At 42.2% G+C, this 12,614-nt stretch carries 11 protein-coding genes; 3 read left to right on the forward strand and 8 right to left on the reverse strand.

The genetic code is table 11. From position 1 onward, the window contains the following. Positions 1 to 14: 14 nt before the first annotated feature. On the reverse strand, positions 15 to 467 hold the full coding sequence (locus tag F947_RS09670) for a hypothetical protein (protein ID WP_004975032.1): 453 nt from the start codon (positions 465 to 467) through the stop codon (positions 15 to 17). A 179-nt stretch (positions 468 to 646) separates the two neighbouring features. Here F947_RS09670 and F947_RS09675 point away from each other — a divergent pair, with 179 nt between their 5' ends. Beyond that, positions 647 to 1,117: an RcnB family protein gene (locus tag F947_RS09675; RefSeq protein WP_004975035.1), complete on the forward strand. Its 471-nt coding sequence runs from the start codon at positions 647 to 649 to the stop codon at positions 1,115 to 1,117. A 78-nt stretch (positions 1,118 to 1,195) separates the two neighbouring features. Here F947_RS09675 and F947_RS09680 read toward each other — a convergent pair whose 3' ends face one another. The 4 genes from F947_RS09680 to F947_RS09695 all read right to left on the reverse strand — a co-directional run bounded on the left by F947_RS09680 (position 1,196) and on the right by F947_RS09695 (position 6,612). Further along, positions 1,196 to 1,705, reverse strand: a complete 510-nt coding sequence (locus F947_RS09680; RefSeq protein WP_004975036.1) for a phosphate-starvation-inducible protein PsiE — start codon at positions 1,703 to 1,705, stop codon at positions 1,196 to 1,198. Positions 1,706 to 1,843: 138 nt separating this feature from the next. Next, positions 1,844 to 3,625 carry an acyl-CoA dehydrogenase C-terminal domain-containing protein gene (locus F947_RS09685; RefSeq protein ID WP_004975041.1) on the reverse strand — a complete coding sequence of 594 codons (1,782 nt, stop codon included), beginning with the start codon at positions 3,623 to 3,625 and terminating at the stop codon, positions 1,844 to 1,846. A 219-nt stretch (positions 3,626 to 3,844) separates the two neighbouring features. Continuing rightward, entirely contained in the window at positions 3,845 to 5,647 is a 1,803-nt protein-coding gene (locus F947_RS09690; protein WP_026438352.1) for an acyl-CoA dehydrogenase C-terminal domain-containing protein, read from the reverse strand. A 338-nt stretch (positions 5,648 to 5,985) separates the two neighbouring features. Next, positions 5,986 to 6,612 (reverse strand): hypothetical protein, encoded by a 627-nt coding sequence (locus tag F947_RS09695; protein ID WP_004975043.1) that lies wholly within the window; start codon positions 6,610 to 6,612, stop codon positions 5,986 to 5,988. A gap of 135 nt (positions 6,613 to 6,747) precedes the next feature. On the opposite strand from F947_RS09695, the gene baeS reads away from it, so the two are divergent. Further along, positions 6,748 to 8,400: a sensor histidine kinase efflux regulator BaeS gene (gene baeS / locus F947_RS09700; RefSeq protein WP_004975048.1), complete on the forward strand. Its 1,653-nt coding sequence runs from the start codon at positions 6,748 to 6,750 to the stop codon at positions 8,398 to 8,400. Between the two features lie 20 nt (positions 8,401 to 8,420). Further along, positions 8,421 to 9,107 (forward strand): response regulator, encoded by a 687-nt coding sequence (locus F947_RS09705; RefSeq protein ID WP_004975050.1) that lies wholly within the window; start codon positions 8,421 to 8,423, stop codon positions 9,105 to 9,107. A gap of 108 nt (positions 9,108 to 9,215) precedes the next feature. Here the strand turns inward: F947_RS09705 and F947_RS09710 are convergent, their stop codons facing one another. The 3 genes from F947_RS09710 to F947_RS09720 all read right to left on the reverse strand — a co-directional run bounded on the left by F947_RS09710 (position 9,216) and on the right by F947_RS09720 (position 12,445). Continuing rightward, on the reverse strand, positions 9,216 to 9,602 hold the full coding sequence (locus F947_RS09710) for an MmcQ/YjbR family DNA-binding protein (RefSeq protein WP_004975051.1): 387 nt from the start codon (positions 9,600 to 9,602) through the stop codon (positions 9,216 to 9,218). A gap of 106 nt (positions 9,603 to 9,708) precedes the next feature. Next, complete coding sequence (locus tag F947_RS09715) at positions 9,709 to 11,154, reverse strand: protein adenylyltransferase SelO (protein ID WP_004975052.1); 1,446 nt, start codon at positions 11,152 to 11,154, stop codon at positions 9,709 to 9,711. A gap of 124 nt (positions 11,155 to 11,278) precedes the next feature. Next, entirely contained in the window at positions 11,279 to 12,445 is a 1,167-nt protein-coding gene (locus F947_RS09720; RefSeq protein ID WP_004975053.1) for an acyl-CoA desaturase, read from the reverse strand. Between the last annotated feature and the right edge of the window lie 169 nt (positions 12,446 to 12,614).

The raw sequence follows: 12,614 nt of genomic DNA on the forward strand, positions 1-12,614 counted from the left end.
TTTAGACCCGAATATTACTTTACAGGATTTGGCGGCACCATTTCATCCAAATCTTTATCACTCATTTGATCTAACTCGGCAATATCGGTTTTGATTTTCCATTGTGCTTCATCATCCACAGGATTCGGTAAACGCGCTTCTAACCAATCACAAACCACATCTGGGCTAAATTCTGGATGGTTGCATTGAATTACCCACGATAAAAAATCTTTGGCTTCACCATTCATATACGGTGGCGGTGAAACAGGTAAGAATTGAGTCGGCAAGCGCTCATCTCTGGAAATATAATTCAGCACATGTCCCAATTCCTGCACAGTTTGCCATGCTAACGGATGTTCTACATCAATTTGAAATTTGAACCACCATGCATGCTGACCGTCTGAACCATAAGCGTCTACACGGGCTTGCTGTACACTCGGAACTTTGCAGAAAAACTGATGAAGGCGGTCAAAATTTAATTCAGGCACGAGGTTTCATCCAATTTCAAAAAAAATGTATCTTAGCATAGGGGTTGGAGATATTTCATAAATGGCGAGCCGTGTCGGTGAAATCTGCGGAGACGAAAGTTTAAAATTGCTGATTTTTTATTCATTGTTTATCCTTAATTTGAGCTTAGAATAAAAATATGAAAATAGGAGTGCTAGATATGAAAGTGGCGATTTTAACTGCATTGAGTGGCATGCTATTTTTAGGTGTGTCGATGCAGAGCTTGGCCGAAACCAATCGTTGGGCAGGATATACAGGCGTCAATACACAGCGTGATCAGCATCGTCCTTATTCGCCACAACATCGTCCTGCTTATCCGCAGCATCGACCTTATCATTCACAGCAACCCTATTCCTATCCACCACATTATCCATACCATCAACGACCTGTGCCGCAGTGGGGGCAGCCCACGATTCGTAGTGGCATCAATATTCAATACAATGCGCCAAGTACTGTGCAATATAACCACCAAAGTTACAGTTGGGTAAATGGTGAGCCAAGTAGCGCACATATTGAAAGTTCGACCTATCGTGTGGTGACCGACTGGCAGCACTTGGGTTTACCCGCTCCGCCACGAGGTATGTACTGGATTTTTGAACATGGGCGTTATGTGTTGGTGGCAAATCGTTGAGAAAAAAGTGAAATCATAGACATCAATGCTTCTAGATATTGAGTATCTAGAAGCATTTTTTTGACCTATTTTAGATTTTTACGCCAATTCATCATCTTCTGGGCGAGGGGTTTTGCCTTGTGCTAAAGGCTTTTCACTGTGCTTGTCTCGAATAACGGAAGGGTAATGCCAAGATGCAAAACGCACCACTAAAATTGCAGCGGCTAAAATTAAAATTGAACCAGTAATAATCACTAAGTCGAGATCAGCTTTATGGTCGTGTTGAATATCTGAAATTAGCAAACGGGTTAGTGCGGTAATGGCAATATAAATTAAAAAACGCACAGGCATGTGATTGGTTTTAAAATAAATACCCACCATTGCACCTAGTTCTAAATAGATAAAAAGCAATAAGATGTCATCAATAGTGGCATATTGTTTGATGGTGAAAATATCAATTACCGTATGTCCAGCAGACCAAATGACCATACAGCCAATGATAAAGAGCGCAAGATAATGAAAACTTTCTACAGCCCAATTGCCATATTTGTCTAATAGGCTTTCAACTGCTTGAATATTTTTATCTATTTTTGAACGACGTACTGCCATTTTCACCTCCTGTTTGAGTATGGATATTCAGACTTCAACAAAGGTGATGCAAATTTCATGCACAAATTAGAATAGGGATATAAAATTTAGTACAAAAAAACGCCTGATGATTCAGGCGTTTTTGCGATAATGTATTAATTAAGACTGGTTAGTGAAGTAATCTTCGCTGAAGTTCATCACCACTTCTGCACCCGCTTTCACTTTGGTAATGCGTAAAGTCAGTTCTGGCAAAATACGTTGTACAAAGTACAGTGCCAATGACAATTTGTTTTGATAGAACTCACCCTCTTTTTGCTTGGCTGCATTGGCAATGCGCGCAAACATATATGAGAAGCTGAGCAAACCTACCGCATGTAAATAATCAACCGCTGCTGCGTTCGGGAAATCTACATTTTCTTTGGCTGCATTTAAAACGTATTGAGTCACGGATTCAACTTCAGTCGCTGCATCTAAAGTTGCATCTTTAATGAAGTTGAGGTCTGCATCTAAACCATTGGTGAAATCACGGATTTCTGCAATGTATTCTGCAATAAATTCGCCATTACATTTAATGGTTTTACGACCAATCAAGTCTTGCGATTGTACGCCGTTGGTGCCTTCATAAATTTGGGCGATACGTAAATCACGAACACATTGCTCCATACCCCATTCACGGATATAACCATGACCACCGAAGCACATTTGCGCATCAAGTGTCGCATTGAAAGCAGTATCGGTTAAGTAGGCTTTGGCAATTGGAGTTAACAATGCAACACGGTCATTGGCTTTTTTCACAGCTTCTGCATCGGTAGAGAATTTAGTGATATCCAATTGTTGACCCACATATACCGCAAATGCACGCGAAGCTTCATTATTGGCACGCGCATTAAGTAACATACGACGTACATCGCCATGTACCAAAATGCTGTCTGCAGCTTTGTTTGGTGATTTTACACCCGATGCACTACGACCTTGGATACGGTCAGTCGCATATTGTGCAGCATTTTGATAGGCAAATTCTGATGCACCTAAACCTTGAATTCCCATAGACAGGCGTTCGTAGTTCATCATGATGAACATGGCTGCCAAACCTTCATTTTCTTTGCCGACCAAGTAACCTTTGGCGCCATCAAAGTTCATCACACAAGTTGCAGAGGCTTTAATGCCCATTTTGTGTTCGATTGAGCCTGGACCTACTGGGTTGCGCTCACCCAACGAACCATCTTCATTCACCAAGAATTTTGGCACGATGAATAAAGAAATACCGCGTGAACCTGCAGGAGCGTCTGGTGTTTTCGCTAAAACTAAGTGAATGATGTTTTCTGCGAGGTCGTGATCACCACCTGTAATAAAGATTTTAGTCCCTGTGATGTTGTACGTACCATCTGCATTTGGCTCTGCTTTGGTTTTAATAATCCCGAGGTCTGTTCCTGCATGTGGTTCAGTCAAACACATGGTACCTGACCATTCACCTGAGTAAATTTTAGGTAAATAGGTTTCTTTCTGTTCTTGTGATGCATAGCTGCTTAATGCCATGCCTGCACCGACAGATAGCAGTGGATACAACATGAAGGATGGGTTGGTGGCAAACAGCATTTCATCTGACAATACTGTCAGCATTTTTGGCATGCCTTGACCACCCCATTCTTCATCTGCGCCTAAACCAATCCAGCCGCCTTCGGCATATTGTTTAAATGCTTCTTTAAATCCAGCAGGTGTGGTGACTTCGCCATTGTTATAGGTCGCGCCTTCTTCATCACCGCTACGGTTAATAGGCAACGTCACATTTTGGGCAAATTTTGCCATTTCTTCCAAAATTGCTTCAGCCGTTGCAGCATCAAGGTGAGCGAGGTTTTCATTGTTTTGCCAGAATTGTTCTGCATTGAATACATCATTTAAGATGAATTTCATATCGGCAAGTGGGGCATTATAAATTGGCATGTGAGTTCACCTGTTTATTGTTTGAATCTTGATTCGTTGAGTTCAGTGTAATCTACAATTGTGAATGTTGTAGGCGACTAAAGCGAAAGAATGCTTTATTTATAAAGAAAAAGGACTGTCAATGCTATGACCGTCCTTTCTCAATTTCTGTACTCAAGAGTACAACATTTTGAATATCCCGCTAAATATGTTCAATATTTAGCGAGTTTCAATTTTCGCTTAGAAAGCAAAGTGTTCAGCATCTAATGCAAATAGTGGCTCTACACCTGTTGCAATCACGTCTACGTGTGAGCGAACACGTGGCAAGATTTTCTTGAAGTAGAAACGTGCAGTCGTCACTTTAGCATTGTAGAAGTCTACATCGGTTGTGCCTGCTGCAAGTGCTTCTTGAGCGACCAATGCCATACGTGCCCATAGGTAAGCTAGTGTTACATAACCAGAGAAGTACATGTAGTCTACTGCTGCAGCACCTACTTCCTCAGGGTTTTGCATTGCACGCATACCAATTTGCATGGTCAAATCGCCCCATTCTTTATTGAGCGCTGCGAGCGGTTCAACAAATTCTTGCATTGCTGCGTTGTCTTTGTTGGCTTCTGCAAATTTATGGATGATTTTGGTGAAGTCTTTCAACATTGCACCTTGTGTACCCAAAACTTTACGACCTAACAAATCGATTGCTTGAATTTCAGTTGTACCTTCGTACAAGCATGAAATACGTGTATCACGCACAATTTGTTCCATGCCATGCTCAGAAATGAAGCCATGACCGCCGAAGACTTGCACACCATGTTTTGCAGATTCAGAACCTGTTTCAGTTAAGAATGCTTTTGCAATAGGCGTCAATAAAGACAAGATGTTGTCAGAGAACTTACGTTCTTCTTCAGTTGCACCTTGTTCAACGATATCTGCGTGTAGAGACAACAGATACACTAGTGCGCGACCACCTTCAGCAAACGCTTTTTGAGTCAATAGCATATTGCGTACAGCAGGATGCACAATAATTGGATCTGCTTCTTTTTCAGGAGCTTTCGGACCAGAAAGTGAGCGCATTGCTAAACGGTCTTTGGCATAAGTCAACGCACCTTGGAAAGAACCTTCAGATGCTGCAAGACCTTGTACCGCTGTACCGATACGTGCAGTGTTCATGAACGTGAACATGCAGTTTAGACCACGGTTTTCAGGGCCAATCAAGAAACCTTTCGCATTATCAAAGTTGATGACGCAAGTTGCATTGCCATGAATACCCATTTTGTGTTCGATTGAACCACAACGTACACCATTACGCTCCCCTAAAGAACCATCTGCATTCAGGTTGAACTTAGGAACGATGAACAGAGAAATACCTTTAGTTCCTTTAGGTGCACCAGGTAAACGTGCCAATACGATGTGCACGATATTCTCTGCCATGTCATGTTCACCAGCAGAGATAAAGATTTTCTCGCCCGAGATTGCATAGCTTCCGTCGGCCTGAGGTTCAGCTTTAGTACGGATAATACCCAAGTCAGAACCTGCATGAGATTCGGTTAAACACATGGTACCTGTCCACTCACCTGAAACAAGCTTTGGCAGATAGGTTGCTTTTTGTTCATCTGAACCGTGGTGTTCTAAAGTACGTACAGCACCATGAGAAAGACCTGGGTACATGCCCCATGCCCAGTTTGCTGTACCTACCATTTCTGAAATCACGTTTCCTAGAGAAACAGGTAGACCTTGACCGCCGTATTGTTCTTCAGCAGAAAGAGACGGGAAGCCAAGTTCGATATATTTTTGATACGCTTCTTTAAAGCCCGTTGGTGTAGTCACCACGCCATCATTCCAAGTACAACCTTCACGGTCACCCACTTGGTTTAACGGAGATAATTCGTTTTCACAGAAATCTGCTGCAGCTTCCAAATATTGGTCAACCAATTCACGGCTTACGTTTTCTTGGAATGCAGGTAATTTTGCATAGTGATCTTCGGCATTTAATAATTCATGCAAAACGAATTGCATATCACGTAAAGGCGCTTTGTATTGTGGCATATCGGTTTCCTCAATACTGGTTTGACCAGCGTTATATTTTAAATGGATTTCAGCGCATGCCTTCTCAGACATGCCATGTTGGAATGGTTGTAATCGTGCAACATCTTCTAATTCGGTACAAGCATCTGCATAGCATTTCTTGGTGACTGCAAAGTCAAAGATTTTTATCTTGAAATGGCTAAGTTACTTGAGTGTAAACAGTTTTGCTGAATTTGAAATGATACAAATAGTCAAAAAGCGTAAAGAGATATGTCTAAGTGAAGTGGATAAAAAGGTAAATAAAAAGGCACTCAATCGAGTGCCTTAGAGTCGTGTAAGTGTGTGCTCACCTGAATGCATTAGCGCGAAGTAGGTGATATTCTCATTTGTTGCATAGGTTGATTCGGCTGAAAACGAACCAAGCATTGTCCCTTGAGTTGTAGTTCGCCCAGTTTCACTTGAACGTGTTGTCCATGCATTTTTCCTTCACAGGCAGCACGCATGGCCTTTTGATGCGCTTGATGTTGTGCTAATCGTTGATCGTACCGTTTGGTCATTTCAGCACGTTGCGCATCGGTCAGCACTTCACCACGTTGTTGCATACGCGGCATTTTTGCACGCATGGCTTGGTGTTGTTGCATCGCATATTGGCGATGTTGTTTAAATGACTGGCGATCAGGCTGGAAACGCATCGTACAGGTACCTGCGAGTGTTTGATCACCTACTTTTAATTGTAGATTTGTACCTACTGCTTTGTTGTCACAAGCCTGTTGCATCTGCCCACGAAATGCGCGGTGTTCTGCACGCATGGCACGATATTGCTCGCGTTGTTCAGGACTGAAGCGTTGTCCATCTTGAGCATAATGTTGTTTAAACATACGTGTTTGTTGTCGTTCGGTCAGATCATTACTGGTTTGGCATGCAGTTAAAATCCCCATGCCCAAAACACTTGCCCCAAGTAATGCGATTTTCGTCATCTGTTTCATCTTCAAACTCCCCAACCTGCTTTTAACTTCACTCAGTTAAGATTAAATAATAAAGATGAAGAAACAATGGAGAGTTTTTTCTAGCACTGTTGGTTACAATGCTCAAAATCAATAAGAAAAGCTGAGATTGCGCTTTTGAAAATTCGCCGTATTCCCATCGCATTACGCCTGTTTCTCACAGTGCTGCTGACGACCTTACTGATCACCACGGTCAGTTTGGGGGTATTGCATGTCAATATGCAGCGTAATTTCAGTAAATACGTGGCTGATGTCGAAATGCAAAAGCTGGACTTAGTCATTCAAAACTTGGCAGAAGTCTATGCGGTATATCACGATTGGGGCAACGCCATTCAGGCGCAAATTCTCCAAATTGAAGGTGAAGCTGCGCCCGATGATTATGACCGTTTATCGCGGTGGTGGTTACGTCGTCAGTATGACATTGCTTTGCAGCAGCGTTATTTTCAGGAACACACCCTCGCCAATGTAAACTCAAGTGTAGTCGAGCCTGAGCCAGGCAAACGACAAGCCAATGCGGAAGAACTTCGCTGGTTAGAGCTGAATTTACCTTCACAATTTCAGCCATTTGAAGGTTTAGTGTTTCCTTTGAGTGCCAATCAGAATGCTTTCCGTCCTGATCGTAAAAATGAAGGACACCAAAACACGACAGAATCATCTGGAAAAAAACAATTTATTTCGATGCCTGACCGTTTAGGCTTGAGTTCACGCTTATCTTTATATGATGCCCAGCGGCAATTTGTAGTGGGAGAGCCTGCTGAAACTCAAATTTCCTTTCGTCCAATTATGGTCGGTGAAAAAATCGTGGGTTATCTGGGCTTAAAACCTGTGTTAGATCAGGAAGATGCTTTAAGTATTAATTTTTTTAGTAAACAAACTCGTTATTTATTATTGGCTTATGCTTTAAGTATTTTGGCGAGCTTGATTGCTGCCTTATTGTTGGCGACCTATTTTAAAAAGCCAATTCAGCGCTTATTAAATGGCACACGTGAATTAACCAAAGGCCATTATCAGCATCAGGTCAAGGTCAATCGTAATGATGAGTTGGGTGATTTATCTACCGAATTGAATCATTTGGCGGTGATTTTAGATCAACATGAAACTTCACGTCGTCAGTGGGTGGCAGATACTTCGCATGAATTAAAAACGCCATTGGCGGTGTTGCAGGCGCAAATTGAAGCCATGCAAGATGGTATCCGCAAAGCCACACCAGAGCATTTGGCTGCGATGATGCATCAGGTCAATAATCTGAAAAAACTCACACAGGATTTATCGGACTTGGCGCAAGCCGAAGCCATGCAGCTGAAATGCTATTTCTCGAGCATTGATCCATGGCAAGTGATTGAGCAGGAAATCGAAAGCTTTAAGCCGAAATTTGAACAGGCGCAGTTGGACTTGATCGTGTCGGGTGAAGGCACGCAATTACAATTGGATATAGACCGTTTTAAACAAATTATGCTCAACTTGCTCAGTAATAGTATTCGTTATACCGAAGCGGGTGGGCAGGTGCATATTCACACCAGTCAAAGTGCAACAGAATGGACAGTGTATGTAGATGACAGTCCGTTTGGTTTAAGTGATGAACAATTGGCACGTTTGGGTGAGCGTTTTTATCGTGCCGATGATTCACGTACACGCGCCACAGGTGGGACAGGTTTAGGTCTGGCTTTATCGGTCAAAATTGCCAAAGCATTGGGCGGAGAGTTAAGTTTTGCACATTCACCGTTGGGTGGTTTACGCTGCAAATTAAGTTTTCCAAAAATCAAATCTTGAAGGACTTTAAGGAATCGTGCATGAAACATATCTTGCTGGTTGAAGATGAAATTGAACTTGCCCAATTGGTGCGAGATTATTTAGAAGCTGCTGGATTTGAAGTCAGTATGTTTCATGATGGACAAGAGGCCTATGACAGCTTTTTGCAGCGTAAACCAAGCCTGATGATTTTAGACTTGATGATTCCTCGTATGGATGGTTTGACCATTTGCCGCAAAGTGCGTGAACAGTCTGATGTGCCTATTATTATGGTCACGGCACGTACTGAGGAAATTGATCGGGTGCTAGGTTTGAACATGGGCGCAGATGATTATGTATGTAAGCCTTTTAGCCCGAAAGAGTTGGTGGCTCGTGTGCAGGCAGTATTGCGCCGTCTGGAACGTAAAAATGAGCCAGAAAGTAATGATTTATTCCGTATGGATAAAGCACAGCAGCGTATTTGGTATCAGCAAAAAACCTTGAATTTGACCCCAACCGAATTCCGTTTATTGGAATTGTTTTTAGAGCATGTTGGGCAGGTGTATTCACGTGCGCAATTGTTAGATCATATTAACCCTGACAGTTTTGAAGTGGCAGATCGGGTGATTGATAGCCACATTAAAAACTTGCGCCGTAAAATTACTGAAGCTGCCGAAACAGGTAATAGACATGAGTGGATTCAGGCGGTGTATGGTGTAGGTTATCGCTTTGAGTATCCAGAAGAGTAAGTCTCAGGTATAGAAAAAGCGAATCTTGGAAGATTCGCTTTTGTTTTCTTAGTTAGATATTATGTTGAAAAAGTGCAGAGCAAATAGCTTTAAAAAATTTTTATTGACTCAAGTTGCACTACGCAAAAGCTCAATCCGTTGTCTTTCTACTTTCTTTAATTTTGCGACTACCAGCTCATAAGAATTTAAGACCAAATCTTGCACCAGTTGTGCATCTAAGTCCTCATCTGCAAAAATTGAAATCCAGTGCTGTTTGTTCATGTGCCAACCTGCACGGATATACGGATAGAAATCGCGTAGCATGGCACCATGTTCAGGCTGAACTTTTAGATTGATGATGGCATGACCATTTAAATACAGACTCAGCATAAACACTTTATCAAATACCTTATGCACTAAACAGCCATCGCCAAAAGGCTCGCTTAAGCTCACTTCTGGTAATTTTTCTGCGGCATTGGTAGCCAGTTGATGCAGTGATTTCTGTGTTTGTGCCATTCATCTTCACCTTAAACGTTTATCCTGTGGATAACCACATCTTTATCCACAGAAAATGTGTATAACTTTGCTGGAGTTTTAAACGTCCTATTGCTTAAAAATAGCACTAAGATGAGCAGCTCACCATCACTTCGGGTACATCACTTGGCAAGGGTGCTAAATCTTCAGGCTGTTCTAACTCAGGCTGTTTGCTATACGGTTGGCTGAGCAAGGTAAATAAACGCTCAACTTCTGAAAAATCATCGCGTTCTGCCTGCTCAATTGCCTTTTGTGCCATGTGATTGCGTAAAATATAGTGCGGGTTGGCCTGTTGCATGGCGGCATCTAAAGCATCAGTATCTTGATGTTCACGAATCTGTAAATACTGTGCCAAAAAGCTTTCCCACTGACGACGATCTAAACAATCATCCAATATTTCTGTGTATTGTTTATTTTGTAGGCGGATAAAACTTTGGGTGTAATCCAGTTGCTCACTTTGCAAAATGTGTAAGAAATTGGTTGCACAGTCAAAACTGTCTTTATGGAAGCTTGGCAGTCCCATTTTTTCACATAAACCGAGTTTATAATGCTCCAAAAAAGTGGGTTCAAAATGTTCTAAGCATGCTGCCAGTGCTTGTTTCCAGTGTTCTTTTTGATCAGGGCTTTGCTCAAGCGGAATTAAATTATTTAACCAGACCCATAAATTCCAGTGTGCTACGCTGGGTTGTTGTTGGTAGGTATAACGTCCTTGATAGTCCGAATGATTGTTGATCCAGTTAGGACGAAAACGCTCCATAAAGCCATAAGGACCGAAATCGAGAGTTGAACCTGTGATATTTAAATTGTCGGTGTTCATCACGCCATGCGCAAAACCGACCAGTTGCCACTTTGCAATCATGACAGCGGTACGTTGAATGACTTTCGTAGCAAAAGCGAGTATCGGCTGTTCGGTTGCCAAGCATTCTGGGTAGTGCCATTCAATACACTTCTGCACAAATTCAGGCAGTAATTCAGGTTGATACTGATTGATCCATTCAAAATGTCCCAAGCGAATATGACAGTCTGATGTGCGTAATAGCATTGCGCCAAGTTCTAATTTTTCACGTTGTACACCTTGAGTAGATGAGGTAAATCCAACGGCATTGCTTGATGGCACACCCAGCGCATTTAAAGCATGACCTGCCAAATATTCACGAATCACGGAACGTAATACTGCACGTCCATCGCCCATACGAGAATAAGGCGTTGCCCCCGCACCTTTTAAATGCAGGTCAATGGTACGTTGTTGTGTGTCCAAAACTTGCGCAATGAGTAAACCGCGTCCATCTCCCAATTGACCTGCCCACTGTCCAAATTGATGTCCTGCATAGACCATTGCCAAAGCAGGAAATTCTTTAAACGTGGTTTGTCCGCTGCAAATTTCAACCCATTGCTGTTGTTCTTCGGCTGTCCATTGTAGTTCTTTTGCCAATGCAGCATTAAAGTGTCCTGCTTTTGCACCTTTTAAAGGTAGAGGCTGCTGCATGTGATAAAGACGGGCGGGCAGGGTCGGATAACGCGGATTAAATTGCATGATGATGAAGCGCTTGGCACAAAGTGAGTTTCACTATAGCAAACTTAGACTTTAAAAACTGTAGCCTAACAATGCATAAAGCCCTGAACAGGTCAGGGCTTTCGCAGTGCATCAGAACAGAGGTTTATTCAGATACAGGATTCTTTTTTAGGTTGCGCATCAGCAAGTTCAAGGTTTCACGATGATGTGAAAGACGCTGTTCAACCAACTGGAATTCAACTTTTAATTTGTCATCCATTTGGTGAATTTTTTCAGCTACAGACGCTTTTTTCGCCTGAATTTCTTGCTCTTTTAACTTTGCCCAATCGTTCAGAGTTTGAGTAAAGGCATCATATTCTTGCGCAATACGGCTTTTAACTTGACCAATGTCATCGTTCACATTGTGACCATAGACCGCTAAGTCTTGTTCTGCATATTTAAAACGCATCGCCAATTCTGCTTTTTTAATATTAAAGCTTGGAATACGACGCAAGTTTTTCGCTAGGCCTAACTTCGAGCATGTCCAAATTAACCATTTGGTTGGGTCATATTGCCACCATTTTACGCCATTACGATAATCATATTGGAAAATGTGGTGATAGTTATGATAGCCCTCGCCCCAAGTGGCAATTGCTAACCAGAAGTTATCACGCGCGGTATTTTCGTCAGTATAAGGACGCGAACCCCACATGTGGCACAGCGAGTTAATAAAGAAGGTAACATGGTGGCTTAAAATCAGACGCATTAAACCGCCCAATAACAACACGCCCCACATATCGCCCACAGCCCAACCAATTGGCACCAAAATGCCAACGTGAACTGCAATTACGAGCGGAATATAGTATTTGTGTTGGAACATCACCAACTTGTCATTTAACAAATCTGGCGCATTTTTAAAGTTTGGCTCTGCGGCAGGGTAGTCACGTAGCATCCAGCCCATGTGCGCAAACCAAAAACCATTATTAATTGAATATGGGTCTTTTTCGACATCATCAACATGGCGGTGATGGGTGCGGTGACCTGAACCCCAGAACAAAATACTGTTCTGAACGGCAAATGTTCCCATAATCATTAAAATGATTTTCAAGGGAAGGGTAGCTTCATAAGCACGGTGTGCCCATAAACGGTGATAACCTGCTGTAATACCCAAGCTACTTACGCCAAGTAATACAAACATGCTGATCCAAGCGGCTAAGCTAAAATCATGGTGATAGGCATACCAAGGAATCGCGATCACTGCAACAATAGGTAAGAAAACCAGTGCAAAGATGGCAATCCAGTTGATTGGGGCTTTGGGTAAGGGAGCATTCATCTCCAACAGCACTCCTAGAACCTTGGGAGGTATAAATGGACGCTTAATCCGTTATAACGCTATGACCGATCTATAGATTGAAATCATAGTATTAAATTTTTTAGGGATTAATTTTTTCGCATATTAGCATGAGCGTATTCACGATCACAGCATTATTGTACAGTTGTAT

The sequence above is a fragment of the Acinetobacter towneri DSM 14962 = CIP 107472 genome (genome assembly GCF_000368785.1).
In the GTDB taxonomy this organism is placed as follows: Bacteria; Pseudomonadota; Gammaproteobacteria; order Pseudomonadales; family Moraxellaceae; genus Acinetobacter; species Acinetobacter towneri.

Bases quoted from the DNA above. Each gene is read 5' to 3' on its own strand.
- F947_RS09680 (WP_004975036.1), bottom strand. From the start codon at position 1,705: ATGGCAGTACGTCGTTCAAAAATAGATAAAAATATTCAAGCAGTTGAA.
- F947_RS09720 (WP_004975053.1), bottom strand. From the start codon at position 12,445: ATGAATGCTCCCTTACCCAAAGCCCCAATCAACTGGATTGCCATCTTT.
- F947_RS09685 (WP_004975041.1), bottom strand. From the start codon at position 3,625: ATGCCAATTTATAATGCCCCACTTGCCGATATGAAATTCATCTTAAAT.
- F947_RS09690 (WP_026438352.1), bottom strand. From the start codon at position 5,647: ATGCCACAATACAAAGCGCCTTTACGTGATATGCAATTCGTTTTGCAT.
- F947_RS09705 (WP_004975050.1), top strand. From the start codon at position 8,421: ATGAAACATATCTTGCTGGTTGAAGATGAAATTGAACTTGCCCAATTG.
- F947_RS09710 (WP_004975051.1), bottom strand. From the start codon at position 9,602: ATGGCACAAACACAGAAATCACTGCATCAACTGGCTACCAATGCCGCA.
- F947_RS09715 (WP_004975052.1), bottom strand. From the start codon at position 11,154: ATGCAATTTAATCCGCGTTATCCGACCCTGCCCGCCCGTCTTTATCAC.
- F947_RS09695 (WP_004975043.1), bottom strand. From the start codon at position 6,612: ATGAAACAGATGACGAAAATCGCATTACTTGGGGCAAGTGTTTTGGGC.
- F947_RS09675 (WP_004975035.1), top strand. From the start codon at position 647: ATGAAAGTGGCGATTTTAACTGCATTGAGTGGCATGCTATTTTTAGGT.